This is a genomic window from Pseudomonas faucium, assembly GCF_021602585.1.
Lineage (GTDB): Bacteria > Pseudomonadota > Gammaproteobacteria > Pseudomonadales > Pseudomonadaceae > Aquipseudomonas > Aquipseudomonas faucium.
This window is the reverse complement of record NZ_BQIP01000012.1, coordinates 137900-163021: the sequence shown is the minus strand read 5'-3', so window position 1 is coordinate 163021 and position 25122 is coordinate 137900. Positions and strand designations below refer to the sequence as shown.

20 protein-coding genes are annotated in these 25122 nt (G+C 65.1%); 15 read left to right on the top strand and 5 right to left on the bottom strand.

Going from position 1 to position 25122, the window contains the following annotated elements:
* Nucleotides 1-718 (bottom strand): tRNA (5-methylaminomethyl-2-thiouridine)(34)-methyltransferase MnmC2 (mnmC2, locus tag L6D75_RS16125; protein WP_236193685.1); only part of this gene is annotated, 718 nt, incomplete at its 3' end.
* A gap of 200 nt (nucleotides 719-918) precedes the next feature.
* On the opposite strand from mnmC2, the gene pap reads away from it, so the two are divergent.
* Both pap and L6D75_RS16115 read left to right on the top strand, forming a co-directional pair.
* Nucleotides 919-2412: a polyphosphate:AMP phosphotransferase gene (gene pap, locus L6D75_RS16120; RefSeq protein WP_176517083.1), complete on the top strand. Its 1494-nt coding sequence runs from the start codon at nucleotides 919-921 to the stop codon at nucleotides 2410-2412.
* Between the two features lie 106 nt (nucleotides 2413-2518).
* On the top strand, nucleotides 2519-3475 hold the full coding sequence (locus L6D75_RS16115; protein ID WP_176517085.1) for a DMT family transporter: 957 nt from the start codon (nucleotides 2519-2521) through the stop codon (nucleotides 3473-3475).
* Between the two features lie 108 nt (nucleotides 3476-3583).
* On the opposite strand, the gene L6D75_RS16110 is transcribed toward L6D75_RS16115, so the two are convergent.
* Nucleotides 3584-4978 carry a class II fumarate hydratase gene (locus L6D75_RS16110; RefSeq protein WP_176517087.1) on the bottom strand — a complete coding sequence of 465 codons (1395 nt, stop codon included), beginning with the start codon at nucleotides 4976-4978 and terminating at the stop codon, nucleotides 3584-3586.
* Nucleotides 4979-5132: 154 nt separating this feature from the next.
* Here L6D75_RS16110 and L6D75_RS16105 point away from each other — a divergent pair, with 154 nt between their 5' ends.
* The 7 genes from L6D75_RS16105 (at nucleotide 5133) to L6D75_RS16075 (ending at nucleotide 12949) form a co-directional block, all read left to right on the top strand.
* The gene (locus L6D75_RS16105) at nucleotides 5133-5657 is read left to right on the top strand and encodes a DUF2059 domain-containing protein (RefSeq protein ID WP_176517088.1); all 525 of its coding nucleotides are present in this window, start codon (nucleotides 5133-5135) and stop codon (nucleotides 5655-5657) included.
* A 10-nt stretch (nucleotides 5658-5667) separates the two neighbouring features.
* The gene (locus L6D75_RS16100; RefSeq protein WP_176517089.1) at nucleotides 5668-5964 is read left to right on the top strand and encodes a BolA family protein; all 297 of its coding nucleotides are present in this window, start codon (nucleotides 5668-5670) and stop codon (nucleotides 5962-5964) included.
* 204 nt (nucleotides 5965-6168) lie between these two features.
* Complete coding sequence (trhO, locus tag L6D75_RS16095; protein ID WP_176517090.1) at nucleotides 6169-7101, top strand: oxygen-dependent tRNA uridine(34) hydroxylase TrhO; 933 nt, start codon at nucleotides 6169-6171, stop codon at nucleotides 7099-7101.
* A gap of 3 nt (nucleotides 7102-7104) precedes the next feature.
* The gene (locus L6D75_RS16090) at nucleotides 7105-7737 is read left to right on the top strand and encodes a DsbA family protein (protein ID WP_176517091.1); all 633 of its coding nucleotides are present in this window, start codon (nucleotides 7105-7107) and stop codon (nucleotides 7735-7737) included.
* Nucleotides 7730-9562 carry an ABC transporter ATP-binding protein gene (locus L6D75_RS16085; RefSeq protein ID WP_176517092.1) on the top strand — a complete coding sequence of 611 codons (1833 nt, stop codon included), beginning with the start codon at nucleotides 7730-7732 and terminating at the stop codon, nucleotides 9560-9562. The genes L6D75_RS16090 and L6D75_RS16085 overlap by 8 nt, the downstream gene beginning before the upstream one ends.
* 105 nt (nucleotides 9563-9667) lie before the next feature.
* Complete coding sequence (locus L6D75_RS16080; protein ID WP_236193682.1) at nucleotides 9668-12124, top strand: EAL domain-containing protein; 2457 nt, start codon at nucleotides 9668-9670, stop codon at nucleotides 12122-12124.
* A gap of 39 nt (nucleotides 12125-12163) precedes the next feature.
* Nucleotides 12164-12949 (top strand): iron-containing redox enzyme family protein, encoded by a 786-nt coding sequence (locus L6D75_RS16075; protein ID WP_176514230.1) that lies wholly within the window; start codon nucleotides 12164-12166, stop codon nucleotides 12947-12949.
* A 75-nt stretch (nucleotides 12950-13024) separates the two neighbouring features.
* Here the strand turns inward: L6D75_RS16075 and L6D75_RS16070 are convergent, their stop codons facing one another.
* From L6D75_RS16070 to ubiG, 3 genes are all read right to left on the bottom strand, one after another.
* Nucleotides 13025-13765 carry a YciK family oxidoreductase gene (locus L6D75_RS16070; RefSeq protein WP_176514228.1) on the bottom strand — a complete coding sequence of 247 codons (741 nt, stop codon included), beginning with the start codon at nucleotides 13763-13765 and terminating at the stop codon, nucleotides 13025-13027.
* 87 nt (nucleotides 13766-13852) lie between these two features.
* Nucleotides 13853-14524 (bottom strand): N-acetylmuramic acid 6-phosphate phosphatase MupP, encoded by a 672-nt coding sequence (gene mupP / locus L6D75_RS16065; RefSeq protein WP_176514226.1) that lies wholly within the window; start codon nucleotides 14522-14524, stop codon nucleotides 13853-13855.
* A 2-nt stretch (nucleotides 14525-14526) separates the two neighbouring features.
* A complete protein-coding gene (gene ubiG / locus L6D75_RS16060) occupies nucleotides 14527-15225 on the bottom strand; it encodes a bifunctional 2-polyprenyl-6-hydroxyphenol methylase/3-demethylubiquinol 3-O-methyltransferase UbiG (protein ID WP_176514224.1) in 699 nt (232 codons plus the stop codon).
* 110 nt (nucleotides 15226-15335) lie between these two features.
* Between ubiG and mtnA the strand changes: the two genes are divergently transcribed.
* The 6 genes from mtnA to cmk all read left to right on the top strand — a co-directional run bounded on the left by mtnA (nucleotide 15336) and on the right by cmk (nucleotide 25019).
* Nucleotides 15336-16412: an S-methyl-5-thioribose-1-phosphate isomerase gene (gene mtnA, locus L6D75_RS16055; RefSeq protein ID WP_176514222.1), complete on the top strand. Its 1077-nt coding sequence runs from the start codon at nucleotides 15336-15338 to the stop codon at nucleotides 16410-16412.
* A gap of 335 nt (nucleotides 16413-16747) precedes the next feature.
* The gene (gene gyrA / locus L6D75_RS16050; protein ID WP_176514220.1) at nucleotides 16748-19510 is read left to right on the top strand and encodes a DNA gyrase subunit A; all 2763 of its coding nucleotides are present in this window, start codon (nucleotides 16748-16750) and stop codon (nucleotides 19508-19510) included.
* A gap of 257 nt (nucleotides 19511-19767) precedes the next feature.
* Nucleotides 19768-20853, top strand: coding sequence for a 3-phosphoserine/phosphohydroxythreonine transaminase (serC, locus tag L6D75_RS16045; RefSeq protein WP_176514218.1), 1086 nt, complete (start codon nucleotides 19768-19770; stop codon nucleotides 20851-20853).
* On the top strand, nucleotides 20853-21947 hold the full coding sequence (gene pheA, locus L6D75_RS16040) for a prephenate dehydratase (protein ID WP_011532773.1): 1095 nt from the start codon (nucleotides 20853-20855) through the stop codon (nucleotides 21945-21947). Before serC ends, pheA begins: the two co-directional genes overlap by 1 nt.
* A gap of 148 nt (nucleotides 21948-22095) precedes the next feature.
* On the top strand, nucleotides 22096-24336 hold the full coding sequence (locus L6D75_RS16035; protein WP_176514216.1) for a bifunctional prephenate dehydrogenase/3-phosphoshikimate 1-carboxyvinyltransferase: 2241 nt from the start codon (nucleotides 22096-22098) through the stop codon (nucleotides 24334-24336).
* Nucleotides 24333-25019, top strand: coding sequence for a (d)CMP kinase (gene cmk / locus L6D75_RS16030; protein ID WP_176514213.1), 687 nt, complete (start codon nucleotides 24333-24335; stop codon nucleotides 25017-25019). Before L6D75_RS16035 ends, cmk begins: the two co-directional genes overlap by 4 nt.
* The last annotated feature ends 103 nt before the right edge of the window (nucleotides 25020-25122 follow it).

The following is a 25122-nucleotide window of genomic DNA, read 5'->3' as shown; positions in this document are numbered from 1 at the left end:
GGAGGGGGCCGACGTAGGCGCCGCTCATCACCTCCCACTTCTTGCCGATACCCGGCACCTTCTTCATGGCAAAGCCCGCCTCGACCAGGCTGCGGCGCACCCAGCCGGTGGTGGTGAAGGTGCCCAGCACAGTGCCCAGGTGCGACAGCCGCGCCAGCTGAGCGAACAGCTCCGGTGTCCACATGTCGGGGTTCTTGGCGGGGGCGAAGCCGTCGAGGAACCACACATCGATCTGCGCATCGAGTTGCGGCAGCTGTTCCAGCACATCGCCGATCAACAGGGTGAGGGTGACCCGGCCTTCGGCGAAGGTAAATTGCTGGAAGCCCGGGTGCACCGCCACGTACTGCGCCAGCAGCGGCTCGGTGTAGGCGGCAAGCTCTGGCCACAGGCGAACGGCGCGGGCCATGTCGGCGTGGCCGAGGGGGTATTTTTCGACGCTGACGAAGTGCAGGCGCGCATCGCTGTGCGCGTGCTGCTCGAACAGCTGCCAGGCGCAGAAGAAATTCATGCCGGTGCCAAAACCGGTTTCGCCGATCACCACGCAGGCGTGCGGCGCCAGGTTGGCAAAGCGCTCGGCCAGGCGGGTCTGGCCGAGGAACACGTGCTGGGTTTCCTCGATGCCTTCGTTGACCGCGAAATAGACGTCGTCGTATTGCCGCGAATGGGGGCGGCCCTGGTCGTCCCAGTCGATCTGGGCGTGTTGCAGAAGGGTGGACATGGTTGGCTCGGTTGCAGCGGATGTGCGGATTTTATGCCATCTGCCGGATTTGCGCTGTGCCAGTAATGGCCCTGTCGCCCGCAAGCCGGCTCCCACCAGGAACCTGCCGAACCTTGTGGGAGCCGGCTTGCCGGCGATTGGGCCTTTACAGCCCCCGAGGAAAATCCGCTAGTCTTGCTAATCCAATGAAGGAGCCCAGCATGTTCGAATCCGCGGAAATCGGTCACAGCATCGACAAGGAAACCTACGAGGCCGAAGTGCCCGCCCTGCGCGAGGCGCTGCTCGAAGCCCAGTACGAACTCAAGCAGCAGGCGCGGTTCCCGGTGATCGTGCTGATCAACGGCATCGAAGGCGCCGGCAAGGGCGAGACGGTCAAGCTGCTGAACGAGTGGATGGACCCGCGCATGATCGATGTGCTCACCTTCGACCAGCAGACCGACGAAGAACTGGCCCGGCCCCCGGCCTGGCGCTACTGGCGCGCCCTGCCGCCGAAAGGGCGGATGGGCGTGTTCTTCGGCAACTGGTACAGCCAGATGCTCCAGGGGCGGGTGCACGGGGTGTTCAAGGATGCCGTGCTCGACCAGGCCATCGCCGGTGCCGAGCGCCTGGAGCAGATGCTCTGCGATGAAGGCGCGCTGATCATCAAGTTCTGGTTCCACCTGTCCAAGAAACAGATGAAGGCGCGCCTCAAGGCGCTCAAGGACGACCCGCTGCACAGCTGGCGGATCAGCCCGCTGGACTGGCAGCAGTCGGAAACCTACGACCGTTTCGTGCGCTTCGGCGAGCGCGTGCTGCGCCGCACCAGCCGCGACTACGCGCCCTGGCACATCGTCGAAGGCGCCGACCCGCACTACCGCAGCCTGGCGGTCGGGCGCATCCTGCTGGACAGCCTGCAGACGGCGCTGGCGGTCAACCCCAAGGGCAAGCACCAGGGCAACATCGCCCCGCTGGGCCGCAGCATCGACCAGCGCAACCTGCTTGGCGCGCTGGACATGACCCTGCGCCTGGACAAGCAGGACTACCAGGAGCAACTGGTGACCGAACAGGCGCGCCTGGCCGGCTTGCTGCGCCACAAGCACATGCGCCGGCATGCCCTGGTGGCGGCCTTCGAAGGCAACGATGCCGCAGGCAAGGGCGGCGCCATCCGCCGCGTGGCGGCCGCGCTGGACCCGCGGCAGTACCGCATCGTGCCGATTGCCGCGCCCACCGAGGAGGAGCGTGCGCAGCCCTACCTGTGGCGCTTCTGGCGGCATATCCCGGCACGCGGCAAGTTCACCATCTTCGACCGCTCGTGGTACGGGCGGGTGCTGGTCGAGCGGGTCGAGGGCTTCTGCACGCCCAATGACTGGATGCGCGCCTACAGCGAAATCAACGACTTCGAGGAGCAGTTGGTGAACGCCGGCGTGGTGGTGGTCAAGTTCTGGCTGGCGATCGACCAGCAGACCCAGCTGGAGCGCTTCGAGGAGCGTGAGCAGATCCCGTTCAAGCGCTACAAGATCACCGAGGACGACTGGCGCAACCGCGACAAGTGGGACCTGTACGTCGATGCGGTGGGCGACATGGTCGACCGCACCAGCAGCGAGATCGCGCCATGGACACTGGTCGAAGCCAATGACAAGCGCTGGGCCCGGGTGAAGGTGCTGCGCACCATCAACGAGGCGCTGGAAGCGGCGTTCGCCAAGCACAAGAAGTAAGCCTGCATGCCGCCGGGGAATGAACTGATGAATTCTTTTCCCGGCAGTTTTCCCTCAAGCCCTTAGAATCCAGCCTACCCCCACCACGGGCTCGATCGAGGACTTTATGCACACAACATCCGGCCGCTGGGGCTATGGCCTGTTCCTGGCACTGCTTACCGCGCTGCTCTGGGGCATCCTGCCCATCAAGCTCAAGCAAGTGCTGCAGGTGATGGACCCGGTGACCGTCACCTGGTACCGCCTGATGGTGTCCGGTGGTTTGCTGTTCGCCTGGCTGGCGATGCAGCGGCGTTTGCCGGCCGTGGGCAAGCTGCCGGCCAGGGGCAAGGGCCTGCTGGTGGTCGCGGTGTTCGGCCTGCTCGGCAACTACGTGCTGTACCTGTTCGGCCTGAAGCAGCTCAGCGCTGGCACCACGCAGCTGGTGGTGCAGATGGGCCCGGTGTTGTTGCTGGTGGCCAGCGTGCTGGTGTTCAAGGAGCGCTTCAGCCTGGGGCAGGGCGTCGGCCTGTTGATCCTGCTGGGGGGCTTTGGCCTGTTCTTCAATCAACGCCTGGAAGAGCTGCTGACTTCGCTGGGCATTTACACCACCGGGGTGCTCACGGTGCTGCTGGCCACCAGCATCTGGGTGTTCTATGCGCTGAGCCAGAAACAGCTGCTGACGGTGTGGCATTCGCAGCAGGTGATGATGGTGATCTACCTGGGCTGCGCCGCGCTGCTGACGCCCTGGGTGCACCCGCTGCAGGCGCTGCAGCTGTCGCCGCTGCAGGGCTGGCTGTTGCTGGCCTGTTGCCTGAATACCCTGGTGGCTTATGGCGCCTTTGCCGAGGCGCTGGCGCACTGGGAAGCCTCGCGGGTGAGTGCCACGCTGGCGATGACGCCGCTGGTGACGTTCGTGGCGGTGGCGGTGGCAGCCTGGGTGTGGCCTGACTATGTGCAGGCCGAGGACATCAATGCCCTGGGGTATGTGGGGGCGGTGACGGTGGTGCTGGGGTCGACGCTGGTGGCGGTGGGGCCTTCGCTGGTAGCGGGCTGGCGGGCGCGCACGGCCAGGGTGGCGGGTTGAGGCTAGTGGCCCTATCGCCGGCAAGCCGGCTCCCACAGGGTCACCACAACCTTGAACAGTGTGGGGTGCCTGTGGGAGCCGGCTTGCCGGCGATAGGGCCGGTACAGATCAGCCTTTGCCACCGGGTGCCAGCATGTTCTCCGGCCGCACCCACTGGTCGAACTGCTCGTTGGTGAGGTACTTCAACTCCAGCGCCGCCTCGCGCAAGGTCTTGCCTTCGCTGTAGGCCTTCTTGGCGATTTCCGCCGCCTTGTCATAGCCGATATGCGGGTTCAGCGCCGTCACCAGCATCAGCCCGCGCTCCAGGTGCGCAGCCATCTGCTCGGCATCCGGCTCGATCCCGGCCACGCAGTGCAGCTGGAAGTTGCGACAGCCATCGGCCAGCAGCTCGATCGACTGCAGCAGGTTATGGATGATCACCGGCTTGAACACGTTCAGCTGCAGGTGCCCTTGGCTGGCGGCAAAGCCGATCGCCGTGTCGTTGCCCAGCACCTGGCAGGCCAGCATCGACAGCGCCTCGCACTGGGTCGGGTTGACCTTGCCGGGCATGATCGAGCTGCCCGGCTCGTTGGCCGGCAGGCGCACTTCGGCCAGCCCCGCGCGTGGGCCGGAACCGAGCAGGCGCAGGTCGTTGGCGATTTTCATCAAGGCCACCGCCAGGGTCTTCAGGGCGCCGGCCAGGCTGGTCAGTGGCTCGTGGCCGGCAAGCGCGGCGAACTTGTTCGGCGCGGTGACGAAGGGCAGGCCGGAGAGGGCGGCAAGCTCGGCGGCGATGGCTTCGGCAAAACCGTGCGGGGCATTCAGCCCGGTGCCTACCGCCGTGCCGCCCTGGGCCAGCTCGCACACCGCCGGCAAGGTGGCGCGGATGGCGCGCTGGGCATAGTCGAGCTGGGCGACGAAGGCCGACACCTCCTGGCCGAAGGTGATCGGCGTGGCGTCCATCATGTGCGTGCGGCCGGTCTTGACCAGCTGGTGGTGGCGCGCCGACAGCTCGGCCAGGCCCGAGGACAGCTCGGCCACCGCTGGCAGCAGTTGCTCGTGCACCGCTTGCGCCGCAGCGATGTGCATGGCGGTGGGGAAGCAGTCGTTGGAGCTCTGCGAGCGGTTGACGTGGTCGTTCGGGTGCACCGGCGCCTTGCCGCCGCGGCCCTTGCCGGCCAGCTCGTTGGCGCGCCCGGCGATCACTTCGTTGACGTTCATGTTGCTCTGGGTGCCGCTGCCGGTCTGCCACACCACCAGCGGGAACTGATCGTCGTGCTCGCCATCGAGCACTTCGTCGGCGGCCTGCTCGATCAGCCGGGCGATATCGGCCGGCAGGTCGCCATTGCGGTCGTTGACCCGCGCCGCGGCTTTCTTGATCAGGGCCAGGGCGTGCAGCACCGCGAGCGGCATGCGTTCCTTGCCGATGGCAAAGTTGATCAGCGAGCGCTGGGTCTGCGCGCCCCAGTAGGCGTTCTCCGGAACTTCGACTGGGCCCAGGCTGTCTGTCTCGATACGGCTCATGCTGCGTTCACTCCTTTGTCAGTCAGAATCAGCAGTTTAGGCCCTCATGCGAACGTGCGGTTCAATCGCTCGTCGTGCCACTTGAGCGCTGCGCCCCTGCGGGAGCAGAATGCTCTACTCTGAGGTACCGCCTCCCCCTCCTGAAGGAAATGCAATGACCCGTCTTCGTGTCCTCTGTGCCGCCGTCGCCCTGGCCTGTGCCAGCGGCCAGGTACTCGCTGCCACCGCCAGCCACAACGCTGCTGCCGAGAAATTCCTGACCCTGGCCAACGCCGACAAGCTGGGCACTCCGGTGTACATGCAGGTGCAGCAGATGTTCGCCCAGCGTTTCGCCCAGACCAAGGCGCCGTCTTCCAAGCAGCCGGTGCTGGAAAGCTACCAGGCCAAGGCCAACGCCGCCCTGGACAACGCCATCGGCTGGAACAAGCTGAAGCCGAAGATGGTCGACCTGTACACCCAGACCTTCACCGAGCAGGAGCTCAAGGACCTGGTCAAGTTCTACGAGTCGCCACTGGGCAAGAAAGTGCTGCGTGAAATGCCCAAGGTCACCCAGCAGTCGGCCCAGCTGACCCAGCAGAGCCTGGAACCTGCGGTACCTGTGGTCAACAAGCTGCTCGAAGACATGACCAAGGAACTGGACCCCAACGCTGGCAAGGCCGCCGCCCCGGCGAAGAAGTGAGTAGCGAGCGATGAGCATGCAGCAACGCATCGAGCAGCAGTTGGCCGCGCTGGCCCCGCAACACCTTGAAGTGCTCAACGAAAGCCACATGCACAGCCGTGGCCAGGAAACCCACTACAAGGCGGTGATCGTCAGCGAGCAGTTCGCCGGGCTCAATAGCGTCAAGCGCCACCAGAAGGTGTACGCCGCCATGGGTGAGCTGATGGGCGAGATTCACGCCCTGGCGATCCACACCTACACCGCCGAGGAGTGGGCCAAGGTCGGTGCTGCACCGGCCTCGCCGGTGTGTGCTGGCGGCGGGCACTGAATCCGTTCCGTCGTTCTGGTACAATCTGCAACATCCCAAGGGGGCCGCTGAGCGGCCCATCGCCGGCAAGCCGGCTCTCACAGGTACAGCGCACGCCGCATCTGTGGGAGCCGGCTTGCCGGCGATGGGCTGCGCAGCAGCCCCCTGTTTCATGTCAAACCCGGTCCGCCCCTTACGAGGGCAACCACCTGGAGATTCACTTACATGTCCCAACCGATCGTCGTGGCGGCGCTGTACAAGTTCGTCACCCTGGAAGACTACGTCGAACTGCGCGAGCCGCTGCTCAAGGCCATGCTCGACAACGGCGTCAAAGGCACCTTGCTGATTGCCCATGAAGGCATCAACGGCACCGTCTCGGCCACCCGCGAAGGCATCGACGGCCTGCTCGCCTGGCTGCGCAGCGATGCGCGCCTGGTGGATGTCGACCACAAGGAGTCGTACTGCGACGAGCAGCCGTTCTACCGCACCAAGGTCAAGCTCAAGAAAGAGATCGTCACCCTGGGCGTGCCGGGCGTCGACCCGAACCAGGCCGTTGGCACCTATGTCGAGCCCAAGGACTGGAACGCGCTGATCAGCGACCCGCAAGTGCTGCTGATAGACACCCGCAACGACTACGAAGTGGCCATCGGCACCTTCAAGGGCGCCATCGACCCGAAGACCGAGACCTTCCGCGAGTTCCCCGAGTACATCAAGGCCAACTTCGACCCGAGCAAGCACAAGAAGGTGGCGATGTTCTGCACCGGCGGCATCCGCTGCGAAAAAGCCTCCAGCTACATGCTCGGTGAAGGCTATGAGGCGGTCTATCATCTTAAGGGCGGCATCCTCAAATACTTCGAGGAAGTGCCTCAGGAAGAGAGCCTGTGGGATGGCGACTGCTTCGTCTTCGACAACCGCGTCACGGTGCGCCATGACCTGAGCGAAGGCGAGTACGACCAGTGCCATGCCTGCCGCCACCCGGTCAACGTGGAAGACCGCGCGTCCGAGCACTATTCGCCAGGCGTGAGCTGCCCGCACTGCTGGGACAGCCTGAGCGAAAAGACCCGGCGCAGCGCCATCGACCGGCAGAAGCAGATCGAGCTGGCCAAGGCCCGCAACCTGCCGCACCCGATCGGTTACAACTACAAAGCCGAGGCCTGATGCATGACCGCACGCCTGCTCTATGTGATGGACCCGATGTGCTCCTGGTGCTGGGGGTTCGCGCCAGTGGCCGCGGCCCTGATCGCCCAGGCGGCTGAGGCGGGCGTGCCGACGCGGCTGGTGCTGGGTGGCTTGCGCAGTGGCGGCAGCGCCCTGGATGCCTCCACCCGGCGCTACATCCTCGAACATTGGCAGGCGGTGAGCGAGGCCACCGGGCAGCCGTTTCGTTTTGACGGCGCCATGCCCGACGGCTTCGTCTACGACACCGAGCCGGCTTGCCGGGCCCTGGTCACCGCCCGCGAGCTGGACGCCGAGCGCGTATGGCCGCTGCTGGCGCTGATCCAGGCGTCGTTCTACGAGCAGGGCGTGGACGTCACCACCGCCCCGCACCTGGTCGAGCTGGCCGAGCGGGCCGGTTTTGACCGCGCGCTGTTCGCCGAGGCCTTCGCCCGCGCCGATCTGCGCGCCGCTACGGCCGCTGATTTCAGCTGGGTGCAGGACTTGGGCATCGCCGGCTTCCCGACGCTGCTGGCCGAACGCAATGGCCAGCTGGCGCTGCTGACCAACGGCTACCAGCCGCTGGAAAGCCTGCAACCGTTGCTCGGCCGCTGGCTGCAGCAGGCCGTCTGTGCTTGATTTGCCAGGGTCGCCCGACCCTGTGCCAGGGAAGCCCGCTGCTGTGCCCGACCGCCTGAGCTGGGCAGAAATCCGCCGCCTGGCCCTGCATCACAAGAAAAACCTGTGGACTGCCAACCTGGTGGCGGTGTTGGCTGCCTGCTGCAGCGTGCCGATCCCGTTGCTGCTGCCGTTGCTGGTCGACGAAGTGCTGCTGGGCCATGGCGACGCCGCCCTGAAGTTCATGAACCACCTGCTGCCCAGCGGCTGGCAGGTGGCGGCCGGCTACATCGGCCTGATGCTGGTGGTGACGCTGTGCCTGCGCCTGGCCGCGCTGGCGTTCAACGTGGTGCAGGCCAAGCTGTTCGCGGGCCTGGCCAAGGACATCGTCTACCGCCTGCGCATCCGCCTGATCGAACGGCTCAAGCGCATCTCGCTCAAGGAATACGAAAGCCTGGGCAGCGGCACCGTGACCACCCACCTGGTCACCGACCTGGACACCCTGGACAAGTTCGTCGGCGAAACCCTCAGCCGTTTCCTGGTGGCCATGCTCACGCTGACCGGCACCGCGGCGATCCTGATGTGGATGCACTGGAAGCTGGCGCTGCTGATCCTGCTGTTCAACCCGCTGGTGATCTACTTCACCGTGCAGCTGGGCAAGCGCGTCAAGCACCTGAAGAAGCTCGAGAACGACAGCACGTCGCGCTTTACCCAGGCGCTGGCGGAAACCCTCGATGCCATCCAGGAAATTCGCGCCGGCAACCGCCAGGGCTACTTCCTCGGCCGCCTTGGCCTGCGCGCCCGCGAAGTGCGCGACTACGCCGTGGATTCGCAATGGAAGAGCGACGCCAGCGGCCGCGCCAGTGGCCTGCTGTTCCAGTTCGGCATCGATATCTTCCGCGCGGCGGCGATGCTCACGGTGCTGTTCTCCGACCTGTCGATCGGGCAGATGCTGGCGGTGTTCAGCTACCTGTGGTTCATGATCGGCCCGGTCGAGCAGCTGCTCAATCTGCAATACGCCTACTATGCGGCCGGTGGTGCGCTGAGCCGCCTCAACGAGCTGCTGGCGCGCGATGACGAGCCCCAGTACGCGGCGGCCAGCGACCCGTTCGCCGGCCGTGAGACCGTGGGCATCGAAGTGCGCGACCTGCGTTTTGCCTATGCCGACGAGCCGGTGCTCGAACACCTCGACCTGTCCATTGCGCCGGGTGAAAAGGTGGCCATCGTCGGTGCCAGTGGCGGCGGCAAGAGTACCCTGGTGCAGTTGCTGCTGGGCTTGTACAGCGCCCAGGCCGGCACTATCCGCTTCGGCGGTGCGAGCCTGCAGGAAATCGGCCTGGAAACCTTGCGCGAGAATGTCGCGGTGGTGCTGCAGCACCCGTCGCTGTTCAACGACAGCGTGCGCGCCAACCTGACCATGGGCCGCGAGTGCACCGATGAAGCCTGCTGGCAGGCTCTGCGCATCGCCCAGCTGGACGCCACCATCGCCGCCTTGCCCCAGGGCCTGGACAGTGTGGTCGGGCGTTCCGGGGTGCGCTTGTCGGGCGGGCAGCGCCAGCGCCTGGCGATTGCCCGCATGGTCCTGGCCGAGCCCAAGGTGGTGATCCTCGACGAGGCCACCTCGGCGCTGGACGCTGCCACCGAGTACAACCTGCATCAGGCCCTGGCGCGTTTTCTCAGTGGCCGTACCACGCTGATCATCGCCCACCGCCTGTCGGCGGTGAAGCAGGCTGACCGGGTGCTGGTGTTCGATGGTGGGCATGTGGCCGAGGACGGAGGCCATCAGCAGCTGATTGCCGAAGGCGGGCTGTATGCCAAGTTGTATGGGCATTTGCAGCAGACCTGAATCCTGATATCCCTGGCGAAATTCCCCGTCATGCAGATGGCAAATGGCCTACGCTGTGCTTGTCTGGGTTGAATCGAGCCTTTTCTGCTCTGTGACAGGGACTACATGAAGGGATATCGCACGCTAGAGGCGCCAAGGTTGCTGGGTATCATCTGGCCCTTCATCGCCGTTGTAGTCTTCCAGGTCTTGCTCGGCAGCCTCAGTCTTTATGCGCTGTCGGCGGTGCGGGCCTATGTCGCGGGCGAAAGCCTGTGGTCCAAGGCGCAGAAAGATGCCATCTACTACCTGAACCTGTATGCCGACAGCGGCGACGAGCGCACCTATGAGCGCTACCGCCAGGTCATCACCGTGCCCCAGGGCGACCACTTGCTGCGCGAGGTCCTCGACCAGCCCGACCCGGACCTGGAGGCCGCGCGCCAGGCCGTGCTGCAGGGCGGCAACCACCCCGACGACGTCGACCGGATCATCTGGTTCTACCGCAACTTCCACCAGATCAGCTACATGCAGACCGCCATCGCCTACTGGAACATCGGCGACGACTACCTGAACAAGCTGGACGTGCTGGCCAACGAAGTGCGCGACGGCTTCGCCAAGGGGCAGGCCACGCCTGAGCGGGTGGGCGACTGGCGTGCCCGCATCGTCTTCATCAATGAAGGCGTGACCCCGGCGGCCAAGGCCTTCAGCGATGCCCTGGGCGAGGGCTCGCGCATGCTGCTGCGGGTACTGCTGATCACCAACCTGCTCACCGCGCTGTTTCTCATCACCATCGCCTGGCGCCGTTCGAGCAAGTTGCTGGCCCAGCGCCAGGCCTTCGCCAGCGCCCTGCAGGAAGAAAAGGAGCGGGCGCAGATCACCTTGCAGGCGATTGGCGATGCGGTGATCACCACCGATGTCGACGGCTGCATCGGCTACATGAACCCCGCCGCCGAGCAACTCACCCACTGGCAGGCCGGGCAGGCCGTGGGGCTACCACTGACGGCGCTGTTCAGCCTGGTCGAGGAGCAGGCCGAGAGCGATGGCAGGGGGCTGCTCGAGCAGGTGCTCAGTGGCAACCTCAAGGGTGGTGCCGAGCATGCCCGGCTGATCCAGCGCCTGGACGGCACCACGGTATCGATCAACCTAGTCGGCTCGCCGATCATCAATGACGGGCAGGTGGCCGGCATCGTGCTGGTGCTGCACGACATGACCCAGGAGCGCCAGTACATCGCCAACCTGTCATGGCAGGCGACCCACGACGCCCTGACCGGCCTGGCCAACCGCCGCGAGTTCGAGTACCGCCTGGAGCAGGCGCTCAATGGCCTGGTGCGCCAGGCCGGGCGGCACGCGCTGATGTTCCTCGACCTCGACCAGTTCAAGCTGGTCAACGATACCTGCGGCCATGCCGCCGGCGATGAGTTGCTGCGGCACATCTGCGCCGTGCTGCAGTCGGGGCTGCGCGAGGGTGACACCCTGGCCCGCCTGGGCGGCGACGAATTCGGCGTGCTGCTGGAAAACTGCCCGCCCGAGCAGGCGGAAAAGATCGCCGAAAACCTGCGCCAGGCCGTGCAGAGCTTGCACTTCGTGTGGAAGGGGCGGCCCTTCGTGACCACCGTGAGCATCGGCCTGGTCAACATGGCACAGGCGCCTTCCACCCTGGAAGCCTCCCTGCGGGCGGCCGATATGGCCTGCTACATGGCCAAGGAGAAGGGGCGCAACCGGGTGCAGGTGTACCACGCCGATGACAGCGAGCTGTCCATGCGCTTTGGCGAGATGGCCTGGATCCAGCGCCTGCACGTGGCCCTGGAAGAAAACCGCTTCTGCCTCTACGCCCAGGAAATTGCCCCGCTCGCGGCCATCGACGGGCCTGGCCATATCGAAATCCTCCTGCGCCTGCACGATGAAAGCGGCCGCACCATCCTGCCGGACAGCTTCATCCCGGCGGCCGAGCGTTATGGCCTGATGACGGCGCTCGACCGCTGGGTGGTGCGCAATGTGTTCCAGGTCATCCGGCAAAGCCTGGACGAAGGCCGGGAAGGCCCGCTGGCCATGTGCGCGATCAACCTGTCGGGTTCGAGCATCGGCGATGACAAGTTTCTCGAGTACCTGCGGCGACTGTTCGTCGAATATGCCATCCCGCCCCGGCTGATCTGTTTCGAGATCACGGAAACCAGCGCCATTGCCAACCTGGGCAGCGCCATCCGATTCATCAACGAATTGAAAGGGCTGGGCTGCAAGTTCTCGCTGGATGACTTCTGTGCCGGAATGTCGTCATTCGCTTATTTGAAACATTTACCCGTCGACTTCTTGAAGATCGACGGAAGTTTTGTCAAAGATATGCTGGATGATCCGGTCAACCGGGCCATGGTCGAGGTGATCAACCACATCGGCCATGTCATGGGCAAACGGACCATCGCCGAGTTCGTTGAAACACCGTTGATCGAGCAGGCCTTGCAGGAGATCGGCGTGGACTACGCCCAGGGCTATCTGATCGAACGACCGCAGGTGTTCACCTGCGACAGTCTGCAGCGCCAACGGATTGCTGCACGGCCCCTGCTGCATCGGGCGCCTGGAACCTTTCGCTGAATACATGCCGGCAAGATCACAGGGATCAAGGAGCTGAAAGTGATTGATGCATTCGTTCGTATCGGGCCATTGATGGACCCCGCCAGTTACCCCCAATGGGCTCAGCAGCTGATCGAAGATTGCCGGGAGAGCAAGCGCCGGGTGGTCGAGCATGCGTTCTACCAGCGCTTGCGCGATGGCCAGCTGCGCCAGGCGACCATTCGCCAGTACCTGATCGGTGGCTGGCCGGTGGTGGAGCAGTTCTCGCTGTACATGGCCCATAACCTGACCAAGACCCGCTACGCCCGCCACCCCGGCGAGGACATGGCGCGGCGCTGGCTGATGCGCAATATCCGCGTCGAACTCAACCATGCCGACTACTGGGTGCACTGGTGCCACGCGCACGGTATCCACCTGCACGAACTACAGGGCCAGGAGGTGCCGGCGGAGCTCAACGGGCTGAACGACTGGTGCTGGCGAGTGTGCACCACCGAGTCGCTGGCCATTGCCATGGCGGCCACCAACTACGCCATCGAAGGGGCGACGGGGGAGTGGTCGGCGGTGGTCTGCGCCGAGGACACCTATGCCATGGGCTTCCCGGAAGACCAGCGCAAGCGCGCCATGAAGTGGCTGAAGATGCATGCCCAGTATGATGACGCGCACCCGTGGGAGGCGCTGGAAATCATCTGCACCCTGGCCGGCGAGAACCCCACCCAGGGGCTGCGCAATGAACTGCGCAAGGCGATCTGCAAGAGTTACGACTGCATGTACCTGTTCCTGGAGCGGTGCATGCAGATGGAAGGGCGGCAGCAGGGGCGTATGCGCCCGGCGTTGGCTGCGGGTTGAGGTTGAGACTGTGCCGGCCCTATCGCCGGCAAGCCGGCTCCTACAGGGAGCTGGCTTGCCGGAGGCGACACAGGCTCACTGGGCGTTGAACGCCTGCCCATTGACCCCGGTGCTGTCCGGCCCCATCAGGTACAGGTACACCGGCATGATCTCTTCAGGCAGCGGGTTGTTCTGCGGGTTCTCGCTCGGGTAGGCCTGGGCCCGCATCGCCGTGCGCGTGGCGCCCGGGTTGATGCTGTTGGAGCGCACCGGCGCGACCCCTTCAAGCTCGTCGGCCAGGGTCTGCATCAGCCCTTCGGTGGCGAACTTCGACACCCCATAGGCGCCCCAGTAGGCACGGCCCTTGCGCCCGACGCTGCTGGAGGTGAACACCACCGAGGCGTCCTCCGACAGCTTGAGCAGCGGCAGCAGGGTGCTGGTGAGCATGAAGGTGGCATCGACGTTGATGTGCATCACGCGCATGAAGTTGTCGCCGGAGAGCTGCTCCAGTGGCGTGCGCGGGCCGATGATCGAAGCGTTGTTGAGCAGGCCGTCGAGGCGCCCGAACTGGTCCTCGATCATCACCGCCAGCTCGTCGTACTGGTGGGGCAGGGCGGTTTCCAGGTTGAACGGGATCACCACCGGCTGCGGATGGCCGGCGGCCTCGATCTGGTCGTAGACCTCGTTGAGGTTGGCTTCGGTCTTGCCCAGCAGCAGCACGGTGGCGCCCAGGGCGGCGTAGGCCTTGGCAGCGGCGGCGCCGATGCCGCGGCCGGCACCGGTGACCAGGATGACCCGGCCTTTGAGCAGGTCGGGGCGGGCGGTGTAGTCGAACATTGAATATTCCCTATCTCTATGGGCTGACACGGGCCTTGTGGGAGCGGGGCAAGCCCGCTCCCATAGAGTTCGCGTTGATCGTCAAGCTCAGCAACCGCACAGGGCGCTGTCGATCACCTTGCGCAACTCCAGCGGGTGGTCCACCACCACATCGGCACCCCAGTTGTTCGGGTTGTCTTCTGGATGAATATAGCCATAGCGCACTGCCGCGGTGCGGGTGCCGGCGTCGCGGCCGGACTCGATGTCGCGCAGGTCGTCGCCGACGAACAAGACGCTGGCCGGGTCCAGGTTCAAGGTCTTGCAGGCCAGGATCAGCGGCTCGGGGTCGGGCTTGCTGTGCTTGACGTGGTCCGGGCAGATCAGCAGGGCCGAGCGCTCGGCCAGGCCCAGGCGCTGCATGATCGGTTCGGCGAAGCGCACCGGCTTGTTGGTGACCACGCCCCACAGCAGGTTGCCCTTCTCGATGTCGGCCAGCAGTTCGCCCATGCCGTCGAACAGCTTGCTGTGCACCGCGCAGTCGCGCTGGTAACGCTCCAGGAACTCCAGGCGCAGCGCCTCGAAGCCGTCGTCTTCGGGGGCCATGGCGAAGGTCGCGGCGACCATCGCGCGGGCACCCCCGGAGATCACGTCACGGATCAGCTTGTCGTCGACGGCCGGCAGGCCGCGTTCGGCCAGCATGGCCTGGCAGATGGCGATGAAGTCCGGCGCCGTGTCGAGCAGGGTGCCGTCCATGTCGAAGAGTACTGCTCGCAAACGCATGCTCATTCCTCGCGCAGGGTCTGGATCATGTAGTTGACGTCGACGTCGCTGCACAGCTTGTAGTGCTTGGTCAGCGGGTTGTAGGTCAGGCCGATGATGTCCTTCACTTCAAGGCCGGCAACGCGGCTCCAGGCGCCCAGCTCGGACGGGCGGATGAATTTCTTGAAGTCGTGGGTGCCGCGCGGCAGCATCTTGAGGATGTATTCGGCGCCGACGATGGCCAGCAGGTAGGCCTTGGGGTTGCGGTTGATGGTCGAGAAGAACACCTGGCCGCCGGGCTTGACCATGCGGTAGCAGGCGCGGATCACCGACGATGGGTCGGGCACGTGCTCGAGCATTTCCAGGCAGGTGACCACATCGAACTGCTCGGGCATTTCTTCGGCCAGGGCCTCGGCGGTGATCTGCCGGTACTCCACTTGCACGCCCGATTCCAGCTGGTGCAGCTGGGCCACGGCCAGCGGCGCTTCGCCCATGTCGATACCGGTGACGCTGGCACCGCGCAGGGCCATGGCCTCGCTGAGAATGCCGCCACCGCAGCCCACGTCGAGGACTTTCTTGCCGGCCAGGCTGACGCGCTCGTCGATCCAGTTGACGCGCAGCGGGTTGATGTCGTGCAGCGGCTTGAACTCGCTTTCGCGGTCCCACCAGCGGTGCGCCAAGGCTTCGAACTTGGCGATTTCGGCGTGGTCGACGTTGCTCATTGAACAATCCTCTGAATCTTCTACGAATTGCGCCGGAGTATACCCGAGCGCCCAAGGCCCAGGGTCGCTATAATCGCCGGCTTTTGATATCCGAACGACGGGGAGAGGGGATGCGCGAGCGACTTTTGGCGGCACAGAAGGTGACCGGGATTCGCTGGCAGCACCGCGTCCTGCACCTGCTCGATCAGCGCCTGCTGCCGTCGCAGGAGCGCTGGCTGGCCTGCGACAATGTCGCGCAGGTGGCCGCAGCCATTCGTGACATGGCCGTGCGCGGCGCGGCGGCCATCGGCATCGCCGCGGCCTATGGCCTGGTGCTGGCCCTGGAAGAGCGCCTGGCCGAGGGCGGCGACTGGGAGATGGACCTGGAAGAGGATTTCCTCACCCTGGCCGAGTCGCGGCCCACCGCCGCCAACCTGTTCTGGGCGCTCAACCGCATGCGCGAGCGCCTGCAGCGGCTGCGCCCCGACGAGGACGTGCTGGCGATCATGGAGGCGGAGGCGGTGGCCATCCACGAAAGCGACCGCGAGGCCAACCTGACCATGGCCCAGTACGGCATCGAGCTGATCCGCCGGCACCAGGGCAACGCGCAGACCCTGCTGACCTACGGCAATGCCGGGGCGCTGGCCAGTGGCGGCTTCGGCACGGCGCTGGGAGTGATCCGCGCGGGCTACCTGGAAGGCATGGTCGAGCGTGTGTATGCCGGCGAAACCCGCCCCTGGCTGCAGGGTTCGCGCCTGACCGCCTGGGAGCTGGCCAACGAAGGCATCCCGGTGACCCTGTGCGCCGACTCGGCCCTGGCCCACCTGATGAAGACCAAAGGCATCACCTGGGTGGTGGTCGGTGCCGATTGCATCGCGGCCAACGGCGACATGGCCGGCAAGATCGGCACCTATCAGCTGGCGGTCAGCGCCATGCACCACGGGGTGCGCTTCATGGTGGTGGCGCCGAGCACCAGCATCGACCTCAACCTGGCGACCGGCGAGGACATTCCGCTGGAAGAGCGCGATGCCGACGAGTTGCTCGATTATGCCGGCACCCGGGTGGCGCCGGATGTCGAGGTGTTCAACCCGGTGTTCGACGTGACCCCGGCAGACCTGATCGATGTGATCGTGACCGAGCGTGGCATCGTCGAGCGGCCGGATGCGGCCAAGCTCGCCCAGCTGGTGTGCCGCAAGCGTTTGCACTAGGCCCATCGGGCCCTATCGCCGGCAAGCCGGCTCCCACCGGTTCAGCACAGGCCCAAGCTTCATGTGGGAGCCGGCGTGCCGGCGATAGGGCCGCGGCGAACCCCTCATATTCTTGCCCAGCGGCAGGCTGCCACATCTCCCCACCGCCACTGCCTTTGTGATAACATCCGGCAGTTTCCAAGACCGCCCATCACGGCGGCCAATTTTGCGCAGATCCATGGCACAACTCATTGATTTGTCGTAAGTCGTCGCACCCCTAAGCGCTGCGGCGGCGAGCTTCGTTCGGCCCTTGATGGAGCTACGAAGTTTCACCAGAAAAAGGAATCAGGCTTCTCATGGGCGAACTGGCCAAAGAAATCCTCCCGGTCAATATCGAAGACGAACTGAGACAGTCTTACCTCGACTACGCGATGAGCGTGATTGTCGGGCGAGCGCTGCCCGATGCGCGTGACGGCTTGAAGCCCGTGCATCGTCGCGTTCTCTATGCGATGAGCGAACTGGGCAACGACTGGAACAAGCCGTACAAGAAATCCGCCCGTGTGGTCGGTGACGTGATCGGTAAGTACCACCCGCACGGCGACACTGCGGTCTACGACACCATCGTGCGTATGGCCCAGCCGTTCTCGCTGCGCTACCTGCTGGTCGACGGCCAGGGCAACTTCGGTTCGGTCGACGGCGACAACGCCGCGGCCATGCGATACACCGAAGTGCGCATGGCCAAGCTGGCCCACGAGCTGCTGGCCGACCTGCACAAGGAAACCGTCGACTGGGTGCCTAACTACGATGGCACCGAGCAGATCCCGGCGGTCATGCCGACCCGTATTCCCAACCTGCTGGTCAACGGCTCCAGCGGTATCGCCGTGGGCATGGCGACCAACATCCCGCCGCACAACCTCGGCGAGGTCATCGACGGCTGCCTGGCGCTGATCGACAACCCGGACGTCACCATCGATGAGCTGATGCAGTTCATCCCGGGCCCGGACTTCCCGACTGCCGGCATCATCAACGGCCGCCAGGGCATCATCGAGGCGTACCGCACCGGCCGTGGCCGCATCTACATGCGTGCGCGCTCGGAAGTCGAAGACATCGACAAGGTCGGTGGCCGCCAGCAGATCGTCGTCACCGAGCTGCCGTACCAGCTGAACAAGGCGCGCCTGATCGAGAAGATCGCCGAGCTGGTCAAAGAGAAGAAGATCGAAGGCATCACCGAGCTGCGCGACGAGTCCGACAAGGACGGCATGCGCATCGTCATCGAGCTGCGCCGCGGCGAGGTGCCGGAGGTGGTGCTCAACAACCTCTACCAGCAGACCCAGCTGCAGAGCGTGTTCGGCATCAACGTGGTGGCCCTGATCGATGGTCGCCCGCGCCTGCTCAACCTCAAGGACCTGCTCGAAGCGTTCGTCCGTCACCGCCGTGAAGTGGTGACCCGCCGTACCGTGTTCGAGCTGCGCAAGGCCCGCGAACGTGGCCATATCCTTGAAGGCCAGGCGGTTGCGCTGTCCAACATCGACCCGGTCATCGCCCTGATCAAGGCTTCGCCGACGCCGTCGGAAGCCAAGGAAGCGTTGATTTCCACTGCCTGGGAATCCAGTGCCGTGCAGGTCATGGTCGAGCGCGCCGGCGCCGATTCCTGCCGCCCGGAAGACCTGCCCGAGCAGTTCGGCCTGCGCGATGGCAAGTATTACCTGTCGCCGGAACAGGCCCAGGCGATCCTCGACCTGCGCCTGCACCGCCTGACCGGCCTCGAGCACGAGAAGCTGCTGGCCGAGTACCAGGAGATCCTGGAGCAGATCGGCGAGCTGATCCGCATCCTCAGCAGCGCCGAGCGCCTGATGGAAGTGATCCGCGAAGAACTCGAAGCGATCCGCGCCGAATACGGCGATGCGCGCCGCACCGAGATCCTCAACGCCAGCCACGACCTCAACTACGGCGACATGATCCCGGAAGAAGAGCGCGTGGTGACCATCTCCCACGGTGGCTATGCCAAGACCCAGCCGCTGTCCGCCTACCAGGCCCAGCGCCGTGGCGGCAAGGGCAAGTCGGCGACCGGGGTGAAGGACGAGGACTACATCGAGCACCTGCTGGTCGCCAACAGCCACGCCACCCTGCTGCTGTTCTCCAGCAAGGGCAAGGTGTACTGGAAGAAGACCTACGAAATCCCCGAGGCTTCCCGCGCCGCGCGTGGCCGCCCGCTGGTCAACCTGCTGCCGCTGGAAGAGGGTGAGCGCATCACCGCCATGCTGCAGATCGACCTCGAGGCCTTGCAGCAGAGCGCCGATCCGGACGAAGAGCTGGAGGACGGCGACGAGGGCGTGATCGAAGGTGAAGTGGTCGAAGTCGAGGAAATCGACGAAGAAGACGGCGACACCCCTGAGTGGGTGGCCGAGCCTACCGGCGCCTACATCTTCATGGCCACCGCTTCCGGTACCGTCAAGAAGACCCCGCTGGTGCAGTTCGCCCGTCCGCGCTCCAACGGCCTGATCGCCCTGAAGCTGAAAGAAGGCGACACCCTGATTGCCGCGGCCATCACCGATGGTGCCAAGGAAGTCATGATGTTCTCCGACGCCGGCAAGGTGATCCGCTTCGCCGAAAGCGTGGTCCGCGAAATGGGCCGTACCGCCCGCGGCGTGCGTGGCATGAAGCTGGGCAAGGGGCAGCAGATCATCTCGATGCTGATTCCGGAGTCCGGCGCGCAGATCCTCACCGCCTCCGAGCGCGGTTTCGGCAAGCGCACGCCGCTGTCGAAGTTCCCGCGTCGCGGGCGTGGTGGCCAGGGCGTGATCGCCATGGGCACCAAGGGCCGCAACGGGCTGCTGATCGGCGCCATCCAGGTGCAGGAAGGCGAAGAGATCATGCTGATCTCCGACCAGGGCACGTTGGTGCGCACACGGGTCGGTGAAGTGTCCAGCCTGAGCCGCAACACCCAGGGTGTGACGCTGATCAAGCTAGCGGCTGACGAAACGCTGGTTGGCCTGGAGCGTATCCAGGAGCCTTCGGAGGACGAGCTCGACGAACTGGTCGAGGCGGACGCGGAAGGCGTCGAGGCCGATGCGGCGGACGGTGACAATGCCGGCGCCGAAGAGGCACCGCAAGAGTAAGCAAGCGCAACAACCCGAGCGGGGCGACCAAGGTCGCCCCGTTTGACTGATTAGAGACGTCAATGGGGCCGCTTTGCGGCCCATCGCCGGCGAGCCGGCTCCCACAGGTGCAGCGCAGGCCGTGAATCTTGCGCGACCCGCTGTAGGAGCCGGCTTGCCGGCGATGGCCTGCAAGGCAGGCCCCAGGCAAGCGACACAGTGGCAACTGGTCGGCATCGAATTACGATTTTGTTCTATTTGGCAGAGCGAGAGTGGATGTGAGCAAACGAGCCTTTAACTTCTGCGCAGGCCCTGCCGCGCTTCCTGAAGCTGTCCTGCAGCGTGCCCAGGCCGAAATGCTGGACTGGCGCGGCAAGGGCTTGTCGGTGATGGAGATGAGCCATCGCAGCGACGATTACGTGGCCATCGCCGAGAAGGCCGAGCAGGACCTGCGCGACCTGCTGTCCATCCCCTCGAACTACAAGGTGCTGTTCCTGCAGGGTGGCGCCAGCCAGCAGTTCGCCGAAATCCCGCTGAACCTGCTGCCCGAAGATGGCACCGCCGACTATATCGAAACCGGTATCTGGTCGAAAAAAGCCATCGAGGAAGCGCGCCGCTTCGGCAACGTCAACGTCGCCGCCAGTGCCAAGCCCTACGATTACCTGGCCATTCCTGGCCAGAACGAGTGGAAGCTGACCCAGAACGCCGCCTACGTCCACTATGCGTCCAACGAAACCATCGGCGGCCTGCAGTTCGACTGGGTGCCCGAGACCGGTGACGTTCCGCTGGTGGTCGACATGTCGTCCGACATCCTCTCGCGCCCGATCGATGTGTCCCAGTACGGCCTGATCTACGCCGGCGCGCAGAAGAACATCGGCCCAAGCGGCCTGGTGGTGGTGATCGTGCGCGAAGACCTGCTGGGCCGCGCCCGCAGCAGCTGCCCGACCATGCTCGACTACAAGGTCTCGGCCGACAACGGCTCCATGTACAACACCCCGGCAACCTATTCCTGGTACCTCTCTGGCCTGGTGTTCGAGTGGCTCAAGGAGCAGGGCGGCGTCGAGGCCATGGAGCAGCGCAACCGCGCCAAGAAAGACCGCCTGTATGGCTTCATCGATGCCAGCGAGTTCTACACCAACCCGATCAGCCACAACGCCCGTTCGTGGATGAACGTGCCGTTCCGCCTGGCTGACGAGCGCCTGGACAAAGCCTTCCTGGCCGGTGCCGATGCCCGCGGCCTGCTCAACCTCAAGGGCCACCGCTCGGTCGGCGGCATGCGCGCCTCGATCTACAACGCCCTGGGCCTGGAAGCGGTCGAAGCGCTGGTGGCCTACATGGCCGAATTCGAGAAGGAGCACGGCTGATGTCCGATCAGGAGTTGAAGGCGCTGCGTGTGCGCATCGACAGCCTCGACGAGAAGATTCTCGAGCTGATCAGCGAGCGCGCCCGTTGCGCCCAGGAAGTGGCCAAGGTCAAGACCGCTACGCTGGCTGAAGGCGAAAAGCCGGTGTTCTACCGCCCTGAGCGTGAAGCCGCTGTGCTCAAGCGCGTCATGGAACGCAACAAGGGCCCGCTGGACAACGAAGAGATGGCGCGCCTGTTCCGCGAAATCATGTCGTCCTGCCTGGCCCTGGAAGAGCCCCTGAAGATCGCCTACCTCGGCCCTGAAGGCACCTTCACCCAGGCTGCGGCGATGAAGCATTTCGGCCATGCCGTGGTCAGCCGCCCGATGGCGGCCATCGACGAAGTGTTCCGCGAAGTGGCGGCAGGCGCCGTCAACTTCGGCGTGGTGCCGGTGGAAAACTCCACCGAAGGCGCGGTCAGCCACACCCTGGACAGCTTCCTCGAGCACGACATGGTGATCTGCGGCGAAGTCGAGCTGCGCATCCACCATCACCTGCTGGTGGGCGAGAACACCAAGACCGACAGCATCACCCGCATCTACTCCCACGCCCAGTCCCTGGCCCAGTGCCGCAAGTGGCTGGACGCGCATTACCCGAATGTCGAGCGGGTGGCGGTGTCGAGCAATGCCGAGGCGGCCAAGCGCGTCAAGGGCGAGTGGAATTCGGCGGCGATCGCCGGTGACATGGCAGCCAACCTGTACGGCCTGACCCGCCTGGCCGAGAAGATCGAAGACCGCCCGGACAACTCCACGCGCTTCTTGATGATCGGTAGCCAGGAAGTGCCACCGACCGGTGACGACAAGACCTCGATCATCGTGTCGATGAGCAACAAACCGGGTGCCCTGCATGAACTGCTGGTGCCGTTCCACGAGAACGGGATCGACCTGACCCGCATCGAGACCCGCCCGTCGCGCAGCGGCAAATGGACCTACGTGTTCTTCATCGACTTCGTCGGCCATCACCGCGACCCGCTGATCAAGGCGGTGCTGGAGCAGATCAGCCAGGAGGCTGTGGCGCTGAAGGTGCTGGGGTCGTATCCGAAGGCAGTGCTTTGATTCAAGGCTGCAGGGGCCGCTTTGCGGCCCATCGCCGGCAAGCCGGCTCCTGCACAATACCTGTGGGAGCCGGCTTGCCGGCGATGGGCTGCGACGCAGCCCTAGTGGCCACACAGACTGTCCTGATTTCTGAACAGGGTTCGCACTCGTGGTAAATGCAGTAACAACCAAACCCGCACCGCTCATCAATCGCCTGGTCGTGGTCGGCCTTGGCCTGATCGGCGGCTCCTTCGCCAAGGGGCTGCGTGAAAGCGGCCTGTGCCGCGAAGTGGTCGGTGTCGACCTGGATGCCGCCTCGCGCAAGCAGGCCGTGGCCCTGGGCGTGGTCGATCGCTGCGAGGAAGACCTCGCCAGTGCCTGTGTCGGCGCCGATGTCATCCAGTTGGCGGTGCCGATCCTGGCCATGGAAAAGCTCCTGGCCCGCCTGGCTCGGCTCGAGCTTGGCAATGCCGTGATCACCGACGTCGGCAGTGCCAAGGGCAACGTGGTGCGCGCCGCCCGCGAAGTGTTCGGCCAGAGCCTGCCACGCTTCGTGCCCGGCCACCCGATCGCCGGTTCCGAGCAGAGCGGGGTGGAAGCCTCCAACGCTACCCTGTTCCGTCGTCACAAAGTCATTCTCACGCCGCTGGCCGAAACCGACCCGGCCGCCCTGGCCCTGGTCGATCGCCTGTGGCGCGCGCTGGGCGCCGATGTCGAGCACATGCCGGTGGAGCGCCACGACGAGGTGCTGGCCGCGACCAGCCACTTGCCGCACCTGCTGGCCTTCGGCCTGGTCGATTCGCTGGCCAAGCGCAATGAAAACCTCGAGATCTTCCGGTACGCTGCGGGTGGTTTCCGCGATTTCACGAGAATCGCCGGTAGCGATCCGACCATGTGGCACGACATCTTCCTCGCCAATCGCGAGGCGGTGCTGCGCACCTTGGACACATTTCGCAGCGACCTCGACGCCTTGCGCGACGCGGTCGATGCTGGGGACGGGCACCAGCTGCTGGGTGTATTCACCCGCGCACGGGTTGCCCGCGAGCATTTCAGTAAAATCCTGGCCCGCCGGGCCTATGTGGACGCTATGAACGCCAACGATCTGATTTTCCTGGCCCAACCGGGTGGCCGCCTGTCGGGGCGAATCCGCGTACCGGGCGACAAGTCGATTTCCCACCGTTCGATCATGCTCGGCTCGCTGGCCGAAGGCACGACCGAAGTCGAAGGCTTCCTCGAGGGTGAGGACGCCCTGGCGACCCTGCAGGCGTTCCGTGACATGGGAGTGGTCATCGAAGGCCCGAACCATGGCCGCGTGACCATCCATGGCGTTGGCCTGCACGGCCTCAAGCCGCCACCCGGGCCGATCTACGTGGGCAACTCCGGTACCTCGATGCGCCTGCTCTCGGGCCTGCTGGCCGGGCAGTCGTTCGACGTGACCATGACCGGCGACGCGTCGCTGTCCAAGCGCCCGATGAACCGCGTGGCCAACCCGCTGCGCGAAATGGGCGCGGTGGTCGAGACCGGCCCCGAGGGCCGCCCGCCGCTGACCATTCGCGGTGGCCACAAGCTCAAGGCATTGACCTACACGCTGCCGATGGCCAGTGCCCAGGTCAAATCCTGCCTGCTGCTGGCCGGCCTGTACGCCGAAGGCAAGACCACCGTCACCGAACCTGCGCCGACCCGTGACCACACCGAGCGCATGCTGCGTGGCTTTGGCTACTCGGTGCAAACCGATGGCCCGGTCGCTTCGCTGGAGTCCGGTGGCAAGCTCACCGCGACCCGCATCGAAGTGCCGGCAGACATCTCTTCCGCAGCCTTCTTCCTGGTGGCGGCCTCGATCGCCGAAGGCTCCGAGCTGGTGCTCGAGCACGTCGGCATCAACCCGACCCGTACCGGCGTGATCGACATCCTGCGCCTGATGGGCGGCGACATCACCCTGGAGAACCAGCGTGAAGTGGGTGGCGAGCCGGTGGCAGACCTGCGCGTGCGCGGCGCCAAGCTCAAGGGCATCGACATTCCTGAAGAGCTGGTGCCGCTGGCCATCGACGAGTTCCCGGTGCTGTTCGTGGCCGCGGCCTGCGCCGAAGGGCGTACCGTGCTGCGTGGCGCCGAAGAGCTGCGGGTCAAGGAATCCGACCGCATCCAGGTCATGGCCGACGGCCTGATTACCCTGGGCGTGAAGTGTGAGCCGACCCCGGACGGCATCATCATCGATGGCGGCCCGATGGGCGGCGGCGAAGTGCATGGCCACGGTGACCACCGTATCGCCATGGCCTTCAGCGTCGCTTCGCTGCGTGCCAATGCGCCGATCCGCATCCACGATTGCGCCAACGTCGCCACCTCGTTCCCGAACTTCCTCAAGCTGTGCGCCGAAGTCGGCATCCGCGTCGCCGAAGAGGGCAAGTCGTGAATTCGCAAGCACCGGTCATTACCATCGACGGCCCAAGCGGCTCGGGCAAAGGCACGGTCGCAGGCCTGCTGGCCCGCGAGCTGGGCTGGAGGCTGCTGGACTCCGGCGCGCTCTATCGCCTGCTCGCGTTCAACGCCACCAACCATGGTGTCGACCTGACCAACGAAGAGCTGCTCAAGGCCTTGGCCGCCCATCTGGATGTGCAGTTCATCGCCGCCGAGCCGGGTAAGCTGCAGCAGATCATTCTCGAAGGCGAGGATGTCAGCAACGTCATCCGCACCGAGACCGTCGGTGCCGGCGCATCGATGGTCGCCTCTTTGCCGGCGGTGCGCGAGGCGCTACTGCAGCGCCAGCGCGCCTTCCGCGAAGCGCCAGGGCTGATCGCCGATGGCCGCGACATGGGCACCGTGGTGTTCCCGGACGCGCCGTTGAAGGTTTTCCTGACCGCCAGCGCCGAGGAGCGTGCCCGCCGCCGCTACCTGCAGTTGAAGGGCAAGGGTGAAGATGTTAGTCTGTCGAGTCTGCTAGATGAGATTCGTGCGCGCGATGAGCGTGACACCCAGCGTGCAGTGGCCCCGCTCAAGCCAGCGGCCGATGCCATTCAGCTGGACTCAACCGAGTTGTCCATCGAGCAGGTGTTGCAACGTATCAGAAGCGAGCTCGCCCAGCGCGACTTGATCTGATCGCCAGGAGAGCCGGCAGGGGCACCAGTCATCGTCCTGCCAGCTTTCCTTTACTTAACGAAACCCACATTGTCTGGAATGTGGCTATGGGCGTCTGTTTCGC